Below are 21,274 nucleotides of genomic sequence, written 5' to 3'. Positions count from 1 at the left end.
ATCTTGGCGCAAATATCCCCGCCGGAGGCTCCTAGGCCCAAAGCCAATCGCCCCGCCTCAGACCTCGCCCGCCCCGCCATTGCGCCGATAGGTTAAATAATAGGGTGGCCGCCCCTCGCGCAAAGCCTTCTGCTCATAACGGGTCGAATACCAATCCGCCCAAGGCGTATCGCCCTGATCTTGCAGGGCAAAGCCCGCCAGCGGCACCTCTTCCAAGCTCTGGCGCACATAATCGGCAATATCGGTGGCAATGCGCAACTCGGCCTGCGGCTTCATCACCCGAGCAAGCGCTGTCAGATAGCCTTGGGTGACAAAACGGCGGCGATGGTGCCGCGCTTTTGGCCAAGGGTCGGGATAGTTCAAAAACGCCTTGTCCAAACAAGCGCTGGGCAAAACGTCAAACAAATCGCGCACATCACCTGGGTGCAGCGCCAGATTGCTCACCTCGGCTGCACGAATTTTGCCCAAAAGCATGGCAATGCCGTTCACAAAAGGCTCGCAGCCAATCAGCCCGACCTGCGGATAGGTCGCGGCCATATGCACCAAATGCTCGCCGCCGCCAAAGCCGATTTCCAGCCACAGCGGCTTGCCTTCAAAGCGCGACAGATCAATCGGTGTGCGCTCTGGATTGTCCTCCCGCGTCACGCCCTTAAGGCTCAAAGCCTCAAGATCTTCGGCCAAATAGGTTTTCTGGCTGTCACGCAGGGTTTTGCCGTGAATGCGGCCATAAAAATTGCGCCGCTCGACTGGATCATACATCGCGAAAGCCTCTGGTTTGGTCTGCGGTCTCTTGCCCTGCAGCGGCCAAAGCGTCAACCCCCGCCCCACTAAGGGCGCGCGGCAGCAGCGGCTGTGCCGGGCTCGATGCCCGGCACAGCCGCCCTTGTCTTCAGATCAAACCGCGGCTTTCAGCGCCTCGATCAGATCGGTTTTCTCCCAGGAAAACCCGCCATCTGCCTCGGGCGCGCGGCCAAAGTGGCCATAGGCGGCGGTGCGGGCATAGATCGGACGCGTCAGCGCCAGGTGCTCGCGGATGCCGCGCGGGGTCAGATCCATGCACTGCGCCACCGCGCGTTCAATCGCTTCGGCCTCAACGCGGCCGGTGCCATGGGTATCGACATAGATCGACAAGGGCTTTGCCACCCCAATCGCATAAGACACCTGCAAGGTGCAGCGATCTGCCAGACCTGCCGCGACCACGTTCTTGGCCAGATAGCGCGCCGCATAGGCGGCCGAGCGGTCAACCTTGGTCGGATCCTTGCCCGAGAACGCGCCGCCGCCATGCGGCGCCGCCCCGCCATAGGTGTCGACAATAATCTTGCGCCCGGTCAGACCCGCATCGCCATCCGGCCCGCCAATCACAAAGGTGCCGGTCGGGTTGACCCACCATTCGGTCTTTTCCGAAATCCAGCCCGAGGGCAGAACTTCGCGGATATAGGGTTCGACAATGGCGCGAATATCATCCGAGGTCTGGCTTTCCAGCGCATGCTGGGTCGAGAGCACGATCGAGGTCACCTCGACCGGCACACCGTCTTCATAGCGCAAGGACAGCTGAGATTTTGCGTCTGGCCGCAGCGTCGGCTCTTGGCCTGATTTGCGCACTTCGGCCAGACGGCGCAGGATAGCGTGTGAATATTGGATCGGCGCCGGCATCAGCTCGGGCGTCTCGCGGCAGGCATAGCCGAACATAATACCCTGATCGCCTGCGCCATCCCGGTCGACGCCCTGGGCGATATGGGCCGATTGCGGGTGCAGATAATTCTGCACTTGCAGGGTGTTCCAATGAAACTCGTCCTGCTCATAGCCGATGTCGCGCACACAATCGCGCACGATGCCTTCGACCTGCTCCATCATCTGGGCGGTCGCGGCCTTATCGGCCAGTCCGACCTCGCCGCCGACGACAACGCGGCCCGTGGTGGCAAAGGTTTCACAGGCGACGCGGGCATTGGGTTCTTGGGTCAAAAACGCATCCAGCACCGCGTCCGAGACGCGATCACAAAGTTTATCTGGATGGCCCTCGGAAACAGATTCCGAGGTGAAAATATAAGATTTACGAGTCATGGGGACGTGCTCCGATTGGTTAACCCGTCACGCCAGGAAGCCGTTGTGCGGGAATAAGGTTTCTGTTGTGCCAAAGCTTGGCAAAGGTCAAGCCCGAGCGAGGGTGCGTCTTAGATACAGCAGCCCAAACAGGCCACCAAGCAACAGTAAGACAGGAATTTCACCAAATTGTGCGTAAATTGTGGCAGGCAAGGGGCTTGGCAGTGCCACATCCAGATAGCTGGCGATGCCAAAGGTCAGGCTTGCCGTCACCCGCCCGCGCGCATCATAAACTGCCGTCACTCCGGTATTGGCCACCCGCACCATCGGCAAACCCTGCTCGATGGCGCGCAAACGCGCTTGGGCTGCGTGCTGAAATGGCCCGCTCCAGACCCCGAACCACGCATCATTGGTGATCTGCAACAGCCAATCCGCCCGCCCCGCGCCGCGCAGATCTTGTGGGAACACCGCCTCATAGCAGATCAGTGGCTGCATTTTGCCCAAAGCGCCAAGGTCGATCACCTGTGGCCCGGGGCCTGCCATATAGCCATTGCCGCTGGCCGAGGCAAAGGCCGAGATATTGGCCCAAGCAAAAAGCGCATCGCCAAAGGGAATATATTCGCCAAAGGGGACCAAATGGAATTTGTCGTAATTGGCCAGAGTGCTGCCATCTGCGCCAATCACCCGCAGCGAATTCCAGCCCTGCGCGCCCTCACTGCGCTGCAATCCCAGCGCCACCGTTGCGCCATCGGCGGCCTCGGCGATGATCTGGGCAATCTCGGGGTGTCGCTCGATCAGATAGGGCAGGGCAGTTTCGGGCCAGATCACCAGATCCGGCGCAGGTTTCACCGCCGTATAGGCTAGCAATCTGTCAAAGAACTGCTGTGCCAGATCTGGATCCCATTTTGTCTGCTGGGCGGCATCAGGCTGGACCAGCCGCAGCGTGATCGCCCGCGGCTCGGGCATTGGTGCTGCCAGCAGCCAAAGCCCAAAGCCCCAAACCGTGGCCAAGCCCAAAGCCACCCGCCAAGCCGCGCGCCCGCGCGTCAGCCCGTAAGCCAGCAGCAGCGTCAGCAGCGTCAAGCCCGAGGGTCCGACCCAAGCCGCCACCTGCGCCACGGGTGTGTCAATCCAGATGTGGCCAATCTGCGCCCAAGGAAAACCGGTTAGCACATAGCCGCGCGCCAATTCCGCCAGCGTCAGCGTCAGCGCAAACCCCAATGCCCGATTGCGCGCCGGCACCAAAGCCGCCAGCGCCCAGAATAGCGCCAAACCAAAGGCCATAAACAGCAGCGCAAAGGGCGCCATCCATCCGTCGCGCGCCGCATCCACCATGAAAGGCTGCACCAGCCAGTTCAGCGCCAGCCCAAAATAGCCTGCCCCGCCGAACCACGCCCGCCAAGCACCCTCGCGCCGGCCTGGCCCTGACACCAGCACGATCAGCCCTGCCAACGCTGGCAGGCTGACCGCCCAAAGCCCCCAAGGCGCCTGACCCAAAGCCGCCAAAGCGCCCAAAGCCGCCGCCGCCGCGCGCCAGCGCCACATCGGCATCTTAGCCGTCAACTTCAGCAGGATCAGGCCGCACCACCGACCCCGGCAACCGCACCCGCAAGCGCTTGATCCGGCGCGCATCAGCGTCAAGCACCTCGAACTCGGCCCCCGATTCGTGGGGCACGATCTCGCCGCGCACCGGCACCCTCCCTGTGCGCAAGAACACCAAGCCGCCCAGCGTGTCGATATCCTCGTCATCCTCGCCATTGCGCAGCGTCAAGCCAATGGCCGCCTCAAACTCCGCCAAAGGCACCGTCGAGGCCGCAAGGTAAATCCCTGGCTTTTCCTCTTTCCACAGCGCGCCTTCGGCCTCGTCATGCTCGTCTTCAATCTGGCCGATGATGGTCTCGATCAAATCCTCAATCGTCACCAAACCATCAACGCCACCATATTCGTCAATCACCAAAGCCATATGCACCCGCTCGCGCTGCATCTTTTGCAGCAAGATCGCGGCAGGCATCGAGGGCGGCGCAAACAGCACCGGCCGCAGCAGCTTTTTCAACGAAAACCGCGCACCTGTGCCAAAGCCATGCTGCAAAGCCAAATCCTTCAGCAGCACCAAGCCCTGCGGATGATCCAGCGTGCCCTTGTAAACCGGCAGACGCGAAAACCCATGCTCGCGGAAAGCCGCTACCAAATCGTCGCGGCCAATGTCCAAAGGCACGGCGGCAATCTCAACCTTGGGAATGGCGACATCATCCACCCGCAAACGGCGCAAATTGCCAAAGCCGGGCAACATCACACCCTTGGGTTCTGCACTGCCGGTCTCTGCCCCGGCTTGCGCGCTGTCGCTTGCATGAAAGGCGCTTAAAAGCCGCCCGAAAAATCCGCGTGGAGAGGCCTCGGCCTCCTCCGTCCCAAGCTGCGCGCGCGGCGCAGCCCCAGACCCGTCACTACTACTGCCCATCGGCCCTTTTTCCAAAACCGCCCCCGCACAGAGGGCCCCGCTAGTATGGGTCAGAAAGCCCCAAGCGCGCAAGTATCCGCACCTCAGTTGCTTCCATCACCGTGGCATCTGCGTCATCAATGTGATCGTAGCCCAGCAAATGTAAAAATCCATGAACAACCAAATGCTGCACATGATCACGCATCGGCTTGCCCGCCGCCGCCGCTTCTGCCGCACAGGTGTCATAGGCAATGGCAATATCGCCCAAAGGCTCAGGGTCGTCGATCTCGCCCGCCGCTGGCAAATCCGGCACGCAGCCAAGCTCTGCCCCGCGCTCTTCTGATGGCCAGCTCAACACATTGGTCGCCGCCGCCTTGCCGCGAAAGTCGCCGTTCAAAACTGCGATCCGCGCGTCATCGCAGCCCATCAGACAAAGACTAAAGCCTTCAACCTCCAGCCCAACCTCGCTACAGGCCGCCAGCACCGCAGGCTGCGCCAAGGCCGCAAGCCCAAGTGCCTCCCAGCGCGCATCCTCAATCACTATGTCCAAAAATGGCTCCATCACCGCCTCATATGGTGCCGCAGCGCACATCTCAAGCCCGTTCATCTGTCTCTAAATATCCTGGGGGGAGAGGCCGCAGGCCGTGAGGGGGGCAAAGCCCCCCTGCGTCGCCCGCCACAAATCCCGTCGCTAGCCTTTAGCCTCGTCGCGCTCATAAGCCTCGATCACCCGCGCCACAAGCGGGTGGCGCACGACATCCTTCGAGGTGAAGTAGTTAAACGATACCCCCTTAACCCCCGCCAGAATACGCTCGGCATCCGCCAAGCCCGAAGCCGTGCCGCGCGGCAAATCGACCTGCGTACGGTCGCCTGTGATCACCATACGCGAGCCTTCGCCCAGGCGGGTTAGGAACATTTTCATCTGCATGGTGGTGGCGTTTTGCGCCTCATCCAGCACCACAAAGGCGTTTGACAAGGTCCGCCCGCGCATAAAGGCCAGGGGCGCAATCTCGATCCGCTTGTCTTCCATCAGTTTTTGCAACTGCTTGGCCGGCAGAAAATCATTCAGCGCGTCGTAAAGCGGCTGCATATAGGGGTCGATCTTTTCCTTCATATCGCCAGGCAAAAACCCCAAACGCTCGCCCGCTTCGACAGCTGGACGGCTCAGGATGATCTTTTCCACCGCGCCGGAAATCATCATCGTCACCCCCACCGCCACGGCAAGATAGGTCTTGCCGGTGCCCGCAGGCCCAATGCCAAAGCCCATTTCATTGGCGAACAGATTGGCGACATAGGCCTTTTGCGCCTCGGTGCGCGGCGCGATGGGTTTCTTGCGGGTGCGCAGCTCGAAATCGCCGCCATTGAACATCTCGATCTGCTCGGCTGGGTCAGTGCGCATCACATTTGGCATCGGTTGGCCCATGCGGATGGCGCCGTCGATATCGCCCGCCACCAAATCGCGCCCGGCCTCCAGCCGCGCATAAAGCGCACGCAGCACCGCTGCGGCTTGCTCGCGCGCGCCCAAATCGCCAATCACTGCCAAGCGATTGCCCCGGCGCAGCACATTCACCCCCATCTGATGCTCGATCTGCGCAAGGTTGCGGTCGTATTCGCCACAGAGGCTGATCAAAAGCCGATTGTCGGGAAATTCCAAGGTGGTTTCCACAATATCCTCGGGTCTGCTCGGGGGTGTCAACGCGCTGATGCCCAAAGGCTGCTCCTTTTAATGAAGGTGACGTCTAGATATAGTGTGAGCCTATAAGTTTGCTCTGGCAAGGCCAAGATGGCCCCGCGCCATGTCAAAGCCGTGACAATTGCCTGCATGCCTAAGAATTGCGCAAAGAAAAAGGCCGCAGCTTGCACTGCGGCCCGATCTTATCCTTTTGCGCGCATCTAGCGCTTTGGCACCCAATCCGAGCGCGCTTCGCCACCGCTAAAGGTGTAATTGCCCAGCACGGTTCCCGGCGGATAGAGGCTGTTGCACACTGGCAGGCCGGAGGCAGGGTCAAACCGGCGACCGGAATAGCCCTCGGCGCCATCGTCGATGATCCAGCCCTGACAGCCATCAGGATCATAGGCAATCGCGGCCTTGGCATTTGCCAAGCCTGACTTGTCAAATCCGGTGTCCTGATTTGTCGCAATCACGGTATTTTGACCCGCTTTATAAGGCGTCAGACCGACACAGCCCGAGATCAGCGTGGCGACCGATAGGCTTGCCGCAAGACTTAGAAACTTTACCATATCCGTTACCACCTATAGCAAACGATTTCGACGCGGCGATTCTGGCGCATGCCTTCGGCCGAAGCATTGCTGGCGCGTGGTTCGCGCTCGCCAAAGCCGATCTGACGATCCACCACAGCCCCGACCGAGCGGGCGACGCGGGCCACGGCTTCGGCGCGACGTTGCGACAGCCTCATGTTGTATTCATCCGAGGCACGACTGTCGGTATGGCCGTAGACGGCATAGCCAAAGGCGCCCGAGTTGGTGAAGAAATTCTGCAAGCGACGCCGCCCTTCGCCGGTCAATTGGGCGCTGTCGGTGGCAAACATTTGGTCGGTGTTTTCCACAAGGCAGGTGTTACGCTTCAGGCAAACGGGCTTGCCGGTTGTCGGATGAACCCGATCCAGCATATAGCCTTCAAGGCCGCCATCGGCCCACCAATGCATGCAGCCATCGGGGTCGATCCAAGCGCCCCAGATAATCTTGCCAGCAACCACCGGACCCGCCACGCTGTTTTTCGCAGCATATGTGTCAGCAGCGGATATTGTGGCGGTCAGCAGGCCCACGGCCAAGGCCGCGCCTCCGATCCCTCGTTTTACTGCTCTGGAAATGCGTTCCATGGCGGCAGGCCCCTTACTCATAGGAAAACAACTACACTCAGCAGAAGGTTTGCCGCTGGCCTACCTTGAAGTAAAGCAAAATATATACGTTTGAGGTTAATTGATAACCAATTGTAGTAAATATCCGCCCCAATGGGGCAAAATATGCTACATTACCCACAATCTTGGAAACAACGCGGCGCAGGGCTAGGCTGGCAGCCGCTCTCCTGCCAAGGAATTCGATGCAGCGGCGGTGATCCGCACCCGCACCAAATCGCCGATTTGCCCTGTCGAGTCGTTGACATGCACCGCGTGCAAATGATCGGATTTGCCAATCATCTGGCCCTCTTGCCGTCCGGGCTTTTCGTAAAGCACCCCGACCTCACGCCCCACCATGGCCGATTGTGCGGCGCGCTGCTGCTCGCCCAGCAAGGCCTGCAAGCGCTGCAAGCGCGCGTCCGAGACGTCTGCGGGCAATTCGGGCTTTTCGGCCGCAGGCGTGCCGGGGCGGGCCGAGTATTTGAACGAATAGGCCATGCCAAACCCAACAGCGCGGATCAGATCCAGGGTCTGCTCGAATTCAGCCTCGGTCTCGCCGGGAAAGCCAACGATGAAGTCTGACGACAACAAGATATCCGGCCGCGCGGCGCGAATGCGTTCAATCAGCCGCAGGTAATCTTCAGCGCTGTGTTTGCGGTTCATCGCCTTCAAGATGCGGTCAGATCCAGATTGCACGGGCAGATGCAGATAGGGCATCAGCTTGGGCAAATCGCCATGGGCGGCAATTAGATCGTCGTCCATGTCATTGGGATGCGAGGTGGTATAGCGCAGCCGCTCCAGCCCATCAATCTGCGCCATTTCGCGCAACAACCGCGCCAGCGTCCAGTCTTGATCCTGCATCATGCCGTGATAGGCATTCACATTCTGCCCCAGCAAAGTGATGTCGCGCACCCCGCGCGCCACCAGCCCGCGCGCCTCGGTCAAGATCCGCTCGACAGGGCGCGAGACTTCGGCACCGCGGGTATAGGGCACCACGCAAAAGGCGCAAAACTTGTCGCAGCCTTCTTGCACTGTCAGAAACGCCGCAGGGCCGCGCAGGGCCTTACGTTCGGGCAGGGCGTCGAATTTATCTTCAAGCGGGAAATCGGTGTCGATGCTTTGCCCAGGCGCGCGCGCCATTTCGGGCAGGCGGTGATAGGCCTGCGGCCCGACCACCAGATCCACCAAAGGCATCCGGCGCAAAATCTCTGCGCCTTCGGCCTGGGCCACGCAGCCGGCCACGCCGATCTTCATCGCGGGGTTTTCGGCCTTGAGTTTGCGCAGGCGGCCAAGGTCGGAGTAAAGCTTTTCCGAAGCCTTTTCGCGAATATGGCAGGTGTTGATCAGCACCATATCGGCACCCTCGGCGCTATCGACGCTGACATAGCCATCCGCGCCCATCGCCTCGGCCATGCGCTCGCTGTCATATACGTTCATCTGGCAACCATAGGTCTTGATGAACAGCTTTTTCGGATCGGCCATAACACACCTCATTGTCGCCGCCCGCTTACGCCATAAGTGCGGCTTTCGCAACGTCGCCGCGGTCTGGGGCTTGCAATGCGGCCGCAGTTCGCGGACTTTGGCGCGATACGAGTTAAGGCCAATAGGGCGCATGATGAAATATACCTCGCTTGAGGCGTTTTTAAGCCAGTCGAAACCGGCCCTTGCCAAGGGACCGCTGGCCATTGTCTTTGCCGAAGACGAGATCGAGCTGGATACCACCCTGCGCCACCATCTGAATGCAGGCTTTGCCGAGGTGGTGCTGCTGTCGCCCGATATCTTTGATTTGCCCGCCGAGGTCGAAGAAAAAATCCACCGTATTCGCTATGATGTCCATGCCGAACAGGCGCTGCTTTCGGCGGTCAATCGCCTGATCGAGGCAGCGCCCGGCATCTGGATGTATTACTGTTATAATGCCGAATATCTGTTCTTTCCGTTTTGCGAGACCCGCAATATCCGCGAGATGATCAGCTTTCAGATTGAAGAGCGCCGCGAAGCTTTTCTGTCTTATGTGGTTGATCTTTATGCCGATGATCTGTCCGAAGCCCCGAATGCTGTCTCGCTCGAGCGCGCCTGTCTGGACAAATCGGGCTATTACGCTTTGGCGCGTCCAGACCCTGCCAACCACAATCACCCCAAAGAGCGGCAGCTGGATTTTTTTGGTGGTCTGCGTTGGCGTTTTGAAGAGCATATCCCACCTGCCAAACGCAAGATCGACCGCATCGCACTGTTTCGCGCCAAGCCCGGGCTGAAATTGCGCGCCGATTTCACTTTTTCAGACGAGGAATACAACACCTATGCTTGCGCCTGGCACCATAACATAACCACCGCTATCGTGTCGTTTCGCACCGCCAAAGCCCTGCGCACCAATGCAGGTTCGCGCTTTGATATTCATAATTTCCGCTGGCACAATTCCATTCCGTTTGAATGGCACAGCCAACAGCTGATGGATCTGGGGCTGATGGAGCCGGGGCAGTGGTTCTGACACTTTAGGTGGTTTGGGCGGCGCAAAGCTGCCAGTCGATCTTGACGGTCTTGGGCGCAAGTGCTGCGCGCTTTGGGTCCAGCAAGGTCAGGATCAGGTTTGCGGCCTCTAGCCCAATCAGGCGCGGGCGCGGGTCGATGGTGGTGATGGTCGGATGCGAAATCCCTGCGATTTCATAGGCCCCAAAGCCTGCAATCGCGATCTGCTCGGGCACTTTGATGCCGCGGCGCTGGCATTCGGTCAGCGCCCCAAAGGCCGATAGGTCCGAGACGCAAACCACCGCTTGGGTGTCGGGCAGACTGTCCAGAAGTTGCCCCATTGCCGCCGCCCCCTCGCGCATCGAGATCGGCGGGCGGCCTGCGCCAATCAGCCGGTCAGTGGCCAAGCCGTGGCGCTGCATCGCCGCGATAAAGCCGCGCCGGCGGTCCGCGCCGCGGGTGTCGCCATCGGTATCGCCGCCGATAAAGCCGATCCGCTGCATGCCGCGCGCGGCAAGGTGATCGACCATTGCAGCCATGGTATCGGCATTGGAAAAGCCCACCACATGACCCAGCGGAGCTTCGGGCAGGTCCCAGGTTTCAATCACTGGAATGCCCGCATTGGCCAGCATCTTGCGGCTGCGCGGGCTGTGCCGCCCGCCTGTGACCACAATCGCCTCGGGCCGCCTGCGCAGCAGTTGCTCGATCAGCTCTTCTTCTTTGGCCACACTATAGCCGCTATAGCCCAGCAGCACCTGCATCCCCGCCTCGGCCAGCCGATCAGACAGCGCCCCCACCGTATCGGCAAAGTTGGCATTGTTAATCGACGGAATCGTCACCGCAACAAAGCTGGTTTTTTGGGTGCGCAGATTGGCGGCAGTGCTGTCAAAGACATAGCCCAGATCATCGGCAATCTGGCGAATGCGCTCGCGCGTGCTGTCGGAAACCGAGCGATCAGCCTTAAAGGCGCGGCTGACGGTCATCACCGACACCCCCGCCGCTTGGGCCACATCCTTCATGGTTTTCGCGCTTTGCTGCATCTTTCCCCGCTTTCGCCGCGCTGCTTGTCAGCTTTGCGCGGCGCTGTCCATGCTGACTAGCCTTTGTATTCTTGGGCCTCGGTGACATGATGATGGATGCGGCCCTCGAAATACTGCGCCACGATTTGGGCCGTGACATCGCGCGATTGGGCGCGAAACGGGCTGGTCAGCGCTTGGTCCAGCGCAGCGCGGTCGGGGTAGCTGATCGCCAGCATCAGCGGAAATTCCGGCGCGCCTTCGTCACGTTCGCAGCCAAAGCTGACACGCACATCGGTATTGCCGGGAAATTGCCGCCACAAAGGCACAAGCTGCGCGGTGACGGCGGCGCGAAAGGCCTCGGTGGTGCCCGGCTTTAATTGGCCCTCAAACAAAGCAAATCGGGTGATCATTCGAACAAATCCTTATTTGGTCCGGTGAAATATTCCATCAGTGCGGCTTGATCTTCGCCGCCCAAACCGGCGGCGGTCAGCATGCGGTGGATCTCGGCGCAAACGGCGGTCAGCGGCATTGATGTGTTGCTGCGCCGTGCCAAATCTTGCGCGGCATTCAGGTCTTTGACCATATTATCTATCCGGCCTGTGCGGCGATAATCCTTCGTCGCAAAGCGCGGCATATATTCTTGCAAGATCGCGCTGTCGGCCCGCCCGCCGCGCAGCGCTTGCGGGATTTTTGCCGCATCCACGCCTGCGGCAAGCGCCAGCTGCGTCGCTTCGGCCACTGCCATGAAGTTCAATCCACAAAGCACCTGATTGATCAGCTTGGTGGTCTGGCCTGCGCCAACGGGCCCCATATGGGTGTAATTGCTGGCCAGATGCTGCAAGATCTGCTGCGCCTCGGCCACATCCTGCGCGGCCCCCCCCACCATCAGGGTCAATTGCCCCAGTGCCACCTTGGGCGCGCCGCCTGACAGCGGGCTGTCCACCCAGCGCAGACCAAGCGCTGCGGCTTTGGCCGCCAGCGCCTTGGTGGCATCGGGGTCAATCGAGGACATATCAATCAGCAAGCTGCCAGCCTTCGCGCCTTCGGCCACGCCCTGCGGGCCAAACACGGCCCGCTCGACAATCTGCGCCGCGTTCAGGCTGATCACCACAAAATCGGCCTGCGCTGCCGCCATGGCCGCCGAGCTTGCGGCCGTCGCGCCCAAGCTTACAAGCGCTGCCACCTTCTCGGCGTCCAGATCATAGACCGTCAGATCTTGCCCCATCTGCACCAGCCGCGCGCCAATCGCGCCGCCCATGGCACCCGCACCGATCAAGGCGATTTTCTGGCTCATCGCAAGGCCTCCTGAAACTGGGCAATAATCGCTTCGGGGGGCTGGTCAATATCAGCCATCACAAAGGTCTCATCCAAGCTGGGCTCTTCCAGCGTTGCAAGCTGGCTGTCCAAAAGCGAAGGCGGCATGAAATGCCTCGGCCTTGCCTGCATCCGTGCCAGCAAAACCGCGCGACTGCCGCGCAGGTATAGAAACGTCACCGAGGCCGCCGCCGCCTGCCGGATCTGGTCGCGGTAGGCGCGTTTCAGCGCCGAACAGGCGACAACCGTGCCGTCACGCGCCAGAACCGCGCCAACCTGCGCCAGCCAAGGCGCGCGATCGGCGTCGGTCAGCGGCGCGCCGCGGCGCATCTTGGCGATATTGGCAGCAGGGTGCAGATCGTCGCCATCGACAAAGCGCAAGCCCTGCGCCTGCGCAAACCCCGCACCAATCCGGCTTTTGCCACAGCCCGAAACCCCCATCACCACATAGCGCGTCACAGCGAAACCGTGATGCCGCCGTCAATGTAAAGCGTGGTGCCATTGACGAAGGACGAGGCCTGCGACGACAGGAAGATGCAGGCCCCGACCAGCTCTTCGACATTGCCCCAACGCCCTGCGGGGGTGCGCTTGCACAGCCAATCGGTAAAGGCGGGATCGTCGCTCAGCGCCTTGTTCAGCGGCGTCAGGAAATAGCCCGGTGCCAGCGCATTGCATTGCAACCCGTATTTGGCCCAATCGGTGGCCATGCCTTTGGTCAGGTTCGACACAGCACCTTTGGTGGCGGTATAAGGCGCGATGCCGGGGCGGGCGAGGGCCGATTGCACGCTGGCCACATTGACGATCTTGCCCGCGCCGCGCGCGATCATATGGCGTGCGCAGGCTTGGCCGACATGAAACACCGAAGCAACATTGGTCTGTAACAGCCGCTCGAAGGCATCGGCGGGAAATTCCTCCAGCGGGCCGCGATGCTGCATGCCGGCATTGTTGACCAAGATGTCAATCGCGCCAGCCTCGGCCTCAAAGCCATCAACAGCGGCGCGCACAGCGTTGTGGTCGGTGACGTCAAACACCAGCTCGTGGATGGTAAAGCCTTCGCCGCGCAAGACATTTGCCGCCGCTGTCAGCTTGGCCGCATCCCGCCCATTCATCACAATCTCGGCCCCTGCTGCGGCCATGCCGCGCGCCAAGGCCATGCCTATGCCCTGCGACGATCCGGTGATCAGGGCGCGTTTTGCGGTCAGGTCAAATAAGCTTAGGCTCATGGTCATCCTTTTAGGCTCGACAGGGGGAAAATGAATCGGCTATGTTATCGATAACATGTAGCAGCTGCGACTCTAGGTCAACCATAAAGCCCGCCTTGGAAAGTCAAATATGTCAAAACCAGATCTCCTGCAAATGGGCGCCTATCCTGATTGGGACCAAATTCCGCTCGAGGCGGCCTTTCAGGTGCATCGCTATTTCGAGGCCGCTGATAAGCCTGCCTTTCTGGCTCAGGTTGGCCCGCGCATTCGCGCCATTGCCACGCGGGGCGAATTGGGGGCCTCGGCGCAGATCATCGCGGCCTGTCCACAGCTTGAACTGATCTCGGTTTACGGGGTGGGCTATGATGCGGTTGATCTGGCGGCTTGCCGCGCGCGCGGCATTCGGGTGACCAACACCCCCGATGTGCTGACCAATGATGTCGCCGATCTGGCGGTGGCGATGATGCTGGCGCAGACGCGCGGCATGCTTGCGGCCGAGGTTTGGGCGCGCTCGGGCGATTGGGTGGCCAAGGGCGGCTATCCGCTGCAAAGCCGGGTCTGGGGGCGGCGCGCGGGGGTCTTGGGGCTGGGCCGGATTGGCCATGCGGTGGCCAAACGGCTGGCGGGTTTCGATATGCAGATCGCCTATTCCAGCCAAAGCCGCAAAGAGGTGCCCGCCGATTGGGCCTTTATCCAAGACCCTGTGGCGCTGGCGCAAGAGGTCGACTTTCTGTTTGTCACCCTCGCCGCCAGTGCCGAAACCCGCCATATCGTCAATGCTGCGGTGATCAAGGCGCTTGGCCCGCAGGGCATGTTGATCAACGTCAGCCGCGCCGCCAATGTTGATGAGACCGCACTTCTGGACGCGCTGGAAACTGGCGCCCTGCGCGCCGCCGCCCTTGATGTGTTCGAGGGCGAACCCGCGCTGAACCCGCGCTTTAAGGCGCTGCCGCAAGCCTTCTTGCAGCCGCATCACGGCTCTGGCACCTATGAGACCCGTCAGGGCATGGGCGCGTTGCTGCGCCAAAACCTAAGCGCGCATTTTGCAGGCCAGCCCCTGCCAAGTTTGGTGATCTGAATGAAATCTATCGTCATCCATGCCGCAAAAGACCTGCGGATCGAAGAAACCGCGCCCGAACCCCTTGGTGCGGGCCAAGTCGAAATTCGGCTGGCCACGGGGGGGATTTGCGGCTCGGATCTGCATTACTTCAACCACGGCGGCTTTGGCGCGATCCGCTTGCGCGAACCGATGGTGCTGGGCCACGAGGTTTCGGGCCATATCACCGCGCTGGGGCAGGGGGTGACGGGGTTGGCGCTGGGGCAATTGGTGGCGGTTTCGCCCTCGCGGCCATGCCATCAGTGCAGCTATTGCCAAAAGGCGATGTTCAACCACTGCCTGAATATGCGCTTTTACGGCTCGGCCATGCCTTTTCCGCATATTCAGGGCGCGTTTCGGCAGGTCTTGGTGGCCGATGCCAGCCAATGCGTGCCAGCCGATGGGCTAACGGCGGGCGAGGCGGCGATGGCCGAGCCGCTGGCGGTCTGCCTGCATGCCACCCGCCGCGCGGGGCCGCTGCTTGGCAAATCGGTGCTGGTCACCGGCTGCGGCCCGATTGGGATTTTGTGCATCCTTGCGGCGCGCCGCGCAGGTGCGGATTTTATCGCCGCCACCGATCTTTCGGATTTCACCTTGGGCCTTGCGCGGCAAGCGGGGGCCGATGTTACCCTCAACACCGCGCAAGTGCCCGAGGCTTTGGCCGCCTATACCCAAGACAAGGGCCGCTTTGATGTGCTTTATGAATGCTCGGGGGCGGCCCCTGCGCTGATCGCAGCAATTCCGGCGATGCGGCCGGGCGGCGTGATCATTCAGCTGGGGCTTGGCGGCGATATGACGCTGCCGGTGCAGGCGATGACGGCCAAGGAATTGAGCTTGCGCGGATCCTTCCGCTTTCACGAAGAATTCGCCACCGGGGTCAGTCTGATGCAAAAGGGCTTGATCGACGTCAAGCCCTTTATCACCCAGACATTCCCGCTGTCGCAGGCGCTGCAAGCCTTTCAAACCGCAGGCGACCGCAGCCGCGCGATGAAAGCGCAGATCGTGTTTGACTAGGCGGGCAGATCCGCGCCAATCGCCGCCAAAGCGGCAAGCGCCACCTCGTAATCCTGATCGCCGGTGCCCGATCCGATGCCGATGCCGCCGACCAATTCGCCCTTGATGCGAATGGGCAAGCCGCCCTTCAACCAAGTGATGCCGCCCTGAGTGGCAAGACTAAGCGCGGGGCGCATGATTTCGGGCACGTTTTCTGTCGGTGCGCCGATCGAGGCTGCGGTCTGCGCCTTGGCAAAGGCCGAGCGCAGGCTCAGAAACTTTGCGCCTGTCATGCGAATTTTGCCCAAAACTTCACCGCTTGCATCGACAATCACGATACATTGCGGCTGGCCCATGGCTTCGGCTTTCGCCACGGCAGCGGTCAGCATCTGCAAGGTGGCGCTATGGGTTAGGCGCAGGGTGTTGGCAAAAAACGTCATGGTCTCTCCTTTGATTTGGCGTCACCCTAGGCGATGCAAGGCCCTGCCACAACGCCAGAGTTTGGCGGCGCATCACGATAAATGTTATCGATAACTTTTTTCTTGACTCAGAGTCTCATTGCCGCAAATGTGATCAAAGGATGATGCGCCCGAGGAGGGGTGCAATCGTCAAGGCGGGGGGGATAATGGCGCAGCAAGAAGGATTGGTGTTTGACGCAATCGTCAAATCCTTTGGCGGCACGCGGGCGCTGCGCGGGGTGTCCTTGCAGGTGCGTCGGGGCGAGATTGTCGCGCTTTTGGGCGAGAATGGTGCTGGAAAATCAACCCTAATCAAAACCTTGGGCGGTATTTATGCGCCAGACAGTGGTCAGGTTCTGGTCGATGGCGCGCCCTATAAACACATCAGCGGCAAGCTGGCGGCCAAACAGGCGGTGGCCTTTATTCACCAAGACCTTGGGCTGATCGAATGGATGAGTGTGGCCGAAAACATCGCGCTTGCGGTGGGCTACCCCAAGCGCGGCGGAAGGATCGACTGGCCTGCAACCGAGGCGCGGGCGCGCGCAGCGCTTGCGCTTGTCGAGGCAGATTTTGAACCAACGGCCCGGGTCTCAAGCCTGACGCGCACCGAAAAATCGCTGGTAGCGATCGCCCGCGCTTTGGCGGTGGAATGTGATTTTCTGGTGCTGGATGAACCCACCGCCAGCCTGCCTGCCGATGAGGTGGAACGGCTGTTTGCAGCGCTGCGGCCGCTGAAGGCCAAGGGTGTTGGGATGATCTATGTCTCGCACCGCTTGGACGAGGTGTTTCAGATTTCCGACCGCGTGGCGGTGTTGCGCGATGGCCAAATGGTGGGCGCGCGCGACACTGCGCAAACCACGGCCGAAGACCTTGTCGATCTGATCGTCGGGCGCAAAACCCGCGAGATTGACCGCCCCGCTGTGCAGCAAGGCCCCAAGCTTTTGTCCGCAACCGCGCTGGCGACCCGCAAGGCTGGCCCGATTGATCTGACCATCCGTCGCGGCGAGATGGTGGGGCTGGTCGGGCTGCGTGGGGCAGGCCACGAAGAGATTGGCCGCGCGCTCTTTGGTTTGGAACCACATTCGGGCACGATCTTGCTGGATGGTCAGGCGCCTGATCTGACCTCGGCGCGCAGGGCTATGGCCGCCGGCATCGGCTTTGTCGCGCGCGACCGCGTGGTGGAATCGGTGGCCCCTGCGCTGAGTATCCGCGAGAATGCCTTTTTGAACCCTTCGGCCACCGGGCGGCGGCTGTGGTCGTTCATGACCGCCAAAACCGAAGCTGGCCATGCGCAGCGCCTTGGCGCGCAGCTGGGCTTGCAGCCCAATGACCCCAGCCTTGCCATCGAGGCGCTTTCGGGGGGCAACCAACAAAAGGTGGTGGTGGGCCGCTGGCTGGACACCGGACGGCGCTTGCTGATCGCCGAAGACCCGACCGCTGGCGTCGATGTGGGGGCCAAGGCGCAGATTTATCATCTGCTGTTCCAAGCGCTTGCCTCGGGCATGGGGGTGCTGGTGGTCTCGACCGATTTCGAGGAAATCGCCAATATTTGCCACCGCGCCGTGGTGTTCAGCCGGGGCCAAGTGGTGGCCGAGCTGTCGGGTGCGGCACTTTCGACAGAAACCCTGATCCAAGCCGCTTCGGCGGGCGATCAGGCCGCATAACGGGATAGGCCATGAACTCGATCCAATCAGATGCGCTGGAACCCACCAAGGACGAATTGGCGGGGCAATCTTTGCCGCATCGCTTGCTGCGATTGGCACCGGTTTACGGGCTTGTGATCCTGACAGCTTTTTTGATCGTGCTGTTTTCGGTCTTGCTGCCGAATACCTTTCCGACCCTGCTGAACCTGCGCGCGATCTTGTCGGATAAAGCGATCATCGCCCTGCTGTCGCTTGCTGCGATGATCCCGATGGTGGCGGGGCGGATTGATCTGACGGTCGGTTACGGCATTGTTTTATGGCATATTTTGGCGATTTCTTTTCAAGTCAACTACGGCCTGCCCTGGCCCTTGGCGGTGGTGATTGTGATCGCCCTTGGCGCGCTTGTGGGCGTGGCCAATGGCATCTTGGTCGAGGTCGCCAAGATCGACGCCTTTATCGCCACGCTGGGCACGGGCACGGTGCTTTATGCGATTGCGCTGTGGCATTCGGGTGGGCGGCAGGTGGTGGGCGCGCTGGATCCTTCGTTCTATCAACTCAGCGGCAAGTTCGTTTTTGGCCTGCCAATCACCGCCTATTACGTCATGGTGATCAGCCTTGTGATGTGGCTGGTGTTGGAATTCACCCCCGTTGGGCGGTATCTTTACGCCATCGGTGCCAACCAAAAGGCGGCCGAGCTGAACGGCATTCCCACCCGCAAATTCGTTGTCGCGGCCTTTGTCGCCTCGGGCACGCTTTCGGGCCTCGCGGGGGTGTTGCTGGCGTCAAAGCTGCGCATCGGTCAGGCCTCGGTGGGGCTGGAGTTTCTGCTGCCCGCCTTGGTTGGAGCGTTTCTGGGCTCGACCACCATCAAGCCGGGGCGGGTCAACGTCTGGGGCACCATCATCGGGGTGACCATTCTGGCGGTTGGCATCTCGGGCATTCAACAATTCGGCGGTTCGTTCTGGGTCGAGCCGCTGTTCAACGGCTCTACGCTGCTGATCGCAATCGGCATCGCAGGATACGCGCAACGCAAAAAAGGCGCCGCGCGCAAGTAATCATCATCAAACGGGAGGACGACACATGCAAAAACGGATCTTTCTAAAAGCCCTTATGGCAAGCACCATGATCGCAGGGCTTGGCCTGCCTGCCTTTGCCGACAGCGCCTTTGACGGCCCCAGCTCTGGCCCCACCGCTGCCGAGGGCAAAACCGTCGTCGTGCTGGCGGCCGATATGAAAAACGGCGGCATTTTGGGCGTGACCACGGGCGTTGAAGAGGCTGCGGCCAAAATCGGCTGGACGGTGCGGGTGCTCGATGGCGCAGGCTCGGTGCAGGGGCGCACGGCGGCCTTTGGTCAGGCGATGGCGCTTATGCCCGATGGCATCATCATCAACGGCTTTGACGCCACCGAACAGCAAGCAGCCCTTGAAGGCGTGGTTGCCGCAAAAATTCCGATGGTGTCTTGGCACTCGGGCCCAAAAATCGGCTGTGATGCCCCCGGCGGCATTTTTGCCAATGTCTCGACCGATGCGATGCAAGTCTCAGATGTGGCGGCCAATTGGGCGATGGAGGATGGCGGCAAAGACGCAGGCGTGGTGATCTTTACCGATTCCACCTATCAGATCGCCATCGACAAAGCCGACCGCATGAAGAAAGACATCGAAGCGGCCGGCGGCACCGTGCTGGAATATGTCGACACCCCGATTGCGGAAACCTCGACGCGGATGGGTCCGCTGACCACCAGCCTTTTGCAGAAATACGGCGCGAAATGGACGCATTCGCTGGCGATCAATGACCTGTATTTCGACTTTATGGGCCCTGCTTTGGCGGCGGCTGGCATCGATGGTAAGGCCAATCCAAAGGCAGGCTCTGCGGGCGATGGCTCGGAAGCCGCCTTCCAGCGCATTCGCACCGGCCAATATCAGGCCGTGACCGTGGCCGAACCGCTGAACCTGCAAGGCTGGCAGTTGGTTGACGAGATGAACCGCGCGGTCTCGGGGGCAGCTTGCTCGGGCTATGTCACAGCGCCCGCACTTGTCACCGAAGAGGGGCTCAAGGCGATGGGCGACAGCAATGCCTTTGATCCGCAAAACGGCTACCGTGAGGCCTATGCCAAGATCTGGGGCAAGATGTAATCTGGCTGCGGGCGCTTGATCAAAAGCGCCCGCGCGCTCGCTTTGCCTCCCTTGCTATCGCGGCCAAAAACCGCTTTGCTGCGGTAAAATCAGCCAAGGGGGGCACAGCAATGAAACGGTCCAAAATCAACGAGATCATGGCCGCAGCCGAGGATTTGATCCATCACTACGGCTTTGTGCTGCCGCCCTTTGCCAATTGGTCGCCCGATCAGTTCAAAGCCAATGCGCCCGCTGCGGCGCGGGTGATTTCGGGGCGCTGTGGTTGGGATATCACCGATTACGGCCAAGGCCGCTTTGATCAGATGGGCTTGTTTTTGTTCACCCTGCGCAATGGGCTGTTGTCGGATCTGCAACGCGGCGGGGGCATGTGCTATGCCGAAAAGCTGTTGATTTCGCGGCAAGATCAACTCTCGCCGATGCACACCCATGCAATCAAGGCCGAAGACATCATCAACCGAGGCGGGGCGACCTTGGTGGTCGAGCTGTTTGGCTCGGACGACATCGGCCACTGCGCGCCTGATCGCGGCGGCGTGGTGCTTTGCGACGGCATCGCGCGGCCCTATGCTGCGGGCGACAAGCTGAAACTTGCGCCGGGTGAATCCGTCACCCTGATGCCGGGCGATTGGCATGCGTTTTGGGGCGAGGGCGGCGATGTGCTGATCGGCGAGGTCTCGACGGTCAATGATGACGAGACCGACAATATCTTTCGTGAACCGATCGGGCGCTTTGCCGAGATCGAGGAAGATGTCGCCCCGACCCATCTTTTGGTCAGCGATTACGCGGCTTGGCTTGGCTAAGGCTGCGGCGCTGCGATTTCGACCGCAAGCGCCAAGGCACGCCCGGTCGAGATGGCAAGTTGCGCCAGCGCCAGCCATTCAGCAAAGCGCGCTTCGCTGGCGGTTTGCGCAGGCTCGGTGATCAGCGCCGAAAGCGCCGTCACCTGCCGCGAAAGCGCGCGCAACAGCGGGGCGCGGCCGGCCAGATCATCGGCCAAACAGCCACAAACCCCCGCCATCCAAGCGGCAAGCGCTGCCAAACCGCGCGCCTCTGCGCTGGGGGCTTGCAAGCCCAAGGCCGCCGCCAAAGCCGCCGCCAGATCGGCGTTATCGCCCGAAAGCCTGACCACCTCGACCGCAGGGCGCAGGGCACTCAGCGCGGTCTGATGCGCGCGCAGCCCTTTGATGCCCTGCGCGATCAGCACCTCTAGCCGCGCTTGCCACAGATCCATCACCCGCCGCAGCCGCAGCGCCTGAGCGGTGGCGTGCAGATCGTGATTTTGCGCGTTCCAATGCAGGTAGTGCATCAGATCGGGCGCCTCTGCTGCCTTGCGAAAGGCGGCCAGAAAGGCCGGAACCGGATCGCCAAGCTTGGCTGTCTCGGCTGCCATGGCCGATGGGTCAAGCTGCACTTCGCGTGCGCTGCGTTCAATAAAGCCCGCGGCCTGCAAGGGGATCAGCCCCAAATCGCCCTGCACACGCGCCAAAGCCCCCGCAACCAGCAGCATCGCGCGCAGCTCGGCGGCATCCGAAAACAGCCGCGCGCTGTCCAGATCGGCAAAAAGATCGCGGTAAAGCGCGGAATCGGCTGGGGCTGCGGGCATGGTCTGTCCTTGCATTGC

At 61.1% G+C, this 21,274-nt stretch carries 23 protein-coding genes and 1 riboswitch; of the genes, 7 read left to right on the top strand and 16 right to left on the bottom strand.

Annotated features, from left to right (window positions below):
* Positions 1 to 57: 57 nt before the first annotated feature.
* From trmB to miaB, 9 genes are all read right to left on the bottom strand, one after another.
* On the bottom strand, positions 58 to 759 hold the full coding sequence (trmB, locus tag V7Q10_RS05610) for a tRNA (guanine(46)-N(7))-methyltransferase TrmB (protein ID WP_333868076.1): 702 nt from the start codon (positions 757 to 759) through the stop codon (positions 58 to 60).
* A 135-nt stretch (positions 760 to 894) separates the two neighbouring features.
* Positions 895 to 2,061 carry a methionine adenosyltransferase gene (gene metK / locus V7Q10_RS05605; RefSeq protein ID WP_333868075.1) on the bottom strand — a complete coding sequence of 389 codons (1,167 nt, stop codon included), beginning with the start codon at positions 2,059 to 2,061 and terminating at the stop codon, positions 895 to 897.
* Between the two features lie 7 nt (positions 2,062 to 2,068).
* Positions 2,069 to 2,116, bottom strand: a riboswitch (SAM-SAH riboswitch).
* Between the two features lie 32 nt (positions 2,117 to 2,148).
* A complete protein-coding gene (gene lnt / locus V7Q10_RS05600; RefSeq protein ID WP_333868074.1) occupies positions 2,149 to 3,585 on the bottom strand; it encodes an apolipoprotein N-acyltransferase in 1,437 nt (478 codons plus the stop codon).
* Between the two features lie 7 nt (positions 3,586 to 3,592).
* Positions 3,593 to 4,498 (bottom strand): hemolysin family protein, encoded by a 906-nt coding sequence (locus tag V7Q10_RS05595; protein ID WP_333868073.1) that lies wholly within the window; start codon positions 4,496 to 4,498, stop codon positions 3,593 to 3,595.
* 40 nt (positions 4,499 to 4,538) lie between these two features.
* Positions 4,539 to 5,039, bottom strand: coding sequence for an rRNA maturation RNase YbeY (gene ybeY, locus V7Q10_RS05590; protein ID WP_333868072.1), 501 nt, complete (start codon positions 5,037 to 5,039; stop codon positions 4,539 to 4,541).
* Between the two features lie 129 nt (positions 5,040 to 5,168).
* A complete protein-coding gene (locus V7Q10_RS05585) occupies positions 5,169 to 6,188 on the bottom strand; it encodes a PhoH family protein (RefSeq protein WP_333868071.1) in 1,020 nt (339 codons plus the stop codon).
* Positions 6,189 to 6,370: 182 nt separating this feature from the next.
* Complete coding sequence (locus tag V7Q10_RS05580) at positions 6,371 to 6,718, bottom strand: hypothetical protein (protein ID WP_333868070.1); 348 nt, start codon at positions 6,716 to 6,718, stop codon at positions 6,371 to 6,373.
* A gap of 5 nt (positions 6,719 to 6,723) precedes the next feature.
* Entirely contained in the window at positions 6,724 to 7,317 is a 594-nt protein-coding gene (locus V7Q10_RS05575; protein ID WP_333868069.1) for an OmpA family protein, read from the bottom strand.
* Between the two features lie 186 nt (positions 7,318 to 7,503).
* Positions 7,504 to 8,817 carry a tRNA (N6-isopentenyl adenosine(37)-C2)-methylthiotransferase MiaB gene (miaB, locus tag V7Q10_RS05570; protein WP_333868068.1) on the bottom strand — a complete coding sequence of 438 codons (1,314 nt, stop codon included), beginning with the start codon at positions 8,815 to 8,817 and terminating at the stop codon, positions 7,504 to 7,506.
* Positions 8,818 to 8,950: 133 nt separating this feature from the next.
* Here miaB and V7Q10_RS05565 point away from each other — a divergent pair, with 133 nt between their 5' ends.
* Entirely contained in the window at positions 8,951 to 9,820 is an 870-nt protein-coding gene (locus V7Q10_RS05565) for a glycosyltransferase family 2 protein (RefSeq protein ID WP_333868067.1), read from the top strand.
* A 4-nt stretch (positions 9,821 to 9,824) separates the two neighbouring features.
* Here V7Q10_RS05565 and V7Q10_RS05560 read toward each other — a convergent pair whose 3' ends face one another.
* The 5 genes from V7Q10_RS05560 to V7Q10_RS05540 are packed head-to-tail and all read right to left on the bottom strand — an operon-like array spanning position 9,825 to position 13,354.
* Positions 9,825 to 10,838: a LacI family DNA-binding transcriptional regulator gene (locus V7Q10_RS05560; protein ID WP_333868066.1), complete on the bottom strand. Its 1,014-nt coding sequence runs from the start codon at positions 10,836 to 10,838 to the stop codon at positions 9,825 to 9,827.
* A gap of 56 nt (positions 10,839 to 10,894) precedes the next feature.
* Complete coding sequence (locus V7Q10_RS05555; protein WP_333868065.1) at positions 10,895 to 11,227, bottom strand: hypothetical protein; 333 nt, start codon at positions 11,225 to 11,227, stop codon at positions 10,895 to 10,897.
* A complete protein-coding gene (locus V7Q10_RS05550; protein WP_333868064.1) occupies positions 11,224 to 12,111 on the bottom strand; it encodes an NAD(P)-dependent oxidoreductase in 888 nt (295 codons plus the stop codon). The genes V7Q10_RS05555 and V7Q10_RS05550 overlap by 4 nt, the downstream gene beginning before the upstream one ends.
* Positions 12,108 to 12,590 carry a gluconokinase gene (locus tag V7Q10_RS05545; protein ID WP_333868063.1) on the bottom strand — a complete coding sequence of 161 codons (483 nt, stop codon included), beginning with the start codon at positions 12,588 to 12,590 and terminating at the stop codon, positions 12,108 to 12,110. The genes V7Q10_RS05550 and V7Q10_RS05545 overlap by 4 nt, the downstream gene beginning before the upstream one ends.
* A complete protein-coding gene (locus V7Q10_RS05540) occupies positions 12,587 to 13,354 on the bottom strand; it encodes an SDR family oxidoreductase (RefSeq protein WP_333868062.1) in 768 nt (255 codons plus the stop codon). Before V7Q10_RS05540 ends, V7Q10_RS05545 begins: the two co-directional genes overlap by 4 nt.
* A gap of 109 nt (positions 13,355 to 13,463) precedes the next feature.
* Here V7Q10_RS05540 and V7Q10_RS05535 point away from each other — a divergent pair, with 109 nt between their 5' ends.
* Both V7Q10_RS05535 and V7Q10_RS05530 read left to right on the top strand, forming a co-directional pair.
* The gene (locus V7Q10_RS05535; protein WP_333868061.1) at positions 13,464 to 14,411 is read left to right on the top strand and encodes a 2-hydroxyacid dehydrogenase; all 948 of its coding nucleotides are present in this window, start codon (positions 13,464 to 13,466) and stop codon (positions 14,409 to 14,411) included.
* Complete coding sequence (locus V7Q10_RS05530; RefSeq protein ID WP_333868060.1) at positions 14,412 to 15,443, top strand: L-idonate 5-dehydrogenase; 1,032 nt, start codon at positions 14,412 to 14,414, stop codon at positions 15,441 to 15,443.
* Here the strand turns inward: V7Q10_RS05530 and V7Q10_RS05525 are convergent.
* Entirely contained in the window at positions 15,440 to 15,862 is a 423-nt protein-coding gene (locus tag V7Q10_RS05525; RefSeq protein WP_333868059.1) for a GlcG/HbpS family heme-binding protein, read from the bottom strand. The genes V7Q10_RS05530 and V7Q10_RS05525 overlap by 4 nt on opposite strands.
* A gap of 185 nt (positions 15,863 to 16,047) precedes the next feature.
* On the opposite strand from V7Q10_RS05525, the gene V7Q10_RS05520 reads away from it, so the two are divergent.
* From V7Q10_RS05520 to V7Q10_RS05505, 4 genes are all read left to right on the top strand, one after another.
* Entirely contained in the window at positions 16,048 to 17,544 is a 1,497-nt protein-coding gene (locus V7Q10_RS05520; protein ID WP_333868058.1) for a sugar ABC transporter ATP-binding protein, read from the top strand.
* An 11-nt stretch (positions 17,545 to 17,555) separates the two neighbouring features.
* Positions 17,556 to 18,578 (top strand): ABC transporter permease, encoded by a 1,023-nt coding sequence (locus V7Q10_RS05515; protein WP_333868057.1) that lies wholly within the window; start codon positions 17,556 to 17,558, stop codon positions 18,576 to 18,578.
* Between the two features lie 25 nt (positions 18,579 to 18,603).
* Entirely contained in the window at positions 18,604 to 19,656 is a 1,053-nt protein-coding gene (locus V7Q10_RS05510) for a substrate-binding domain-containing protein (protein ID WP_333868056.1), read from the top strand.
* A gap of 110 nt (positions 19,657 to 19,766) precedes the next feature.
* Positions 19,767 to 20,453 carry a D-lyxose/D-mannose family sugar isomerase gene (locus V7Q10_RS05505; RefSeq protein WP_333868055.1) on the top strand — a complete coding sequence of 229 codons (687 nt, stop codon included), beginning with the start codon at positions 19,767 to 19,769 and terminating at the stop codon, positions 20,451 to 20,453.
* On the opposite strand, the gene V7Q10_RS05500 is transcribed toward V7Q10_RS05505, so the two are convergent.
* On the bottom strand, positions 20,450 to 21,256 hold the full coding sequence (locus tag V7Q10_RS05500) for a hypothetical protein (protein ID WP_333868054.1): 807 nt from the start codon (positions 21,254 to 21,256) through the stop codon (positions 20,450 to 20,452). The two genes, V7Q10_RS05505 and V7Q10_RS05500, sit on opposite strands and share 4 nt — an antisense overlap.
* Positions 21,257 to 21,274: the final 18 nt, after the last annotated feature.

It is taken from the genome of Cypionkella sp. (assembly GCF_036782355.1).
In the GTDB taxonomy this organism is placed as follows: domain Bacteria; phylum Pseudomonadota; class Alphaproteobacteria; order Rhodobacterales; family Rhodobacteraceae; genus Cypionkella.
Note: the sequence above shows the minus strand (reverse complement) of the source record. Positions and strands in the feature narration are given on the sequence as shown.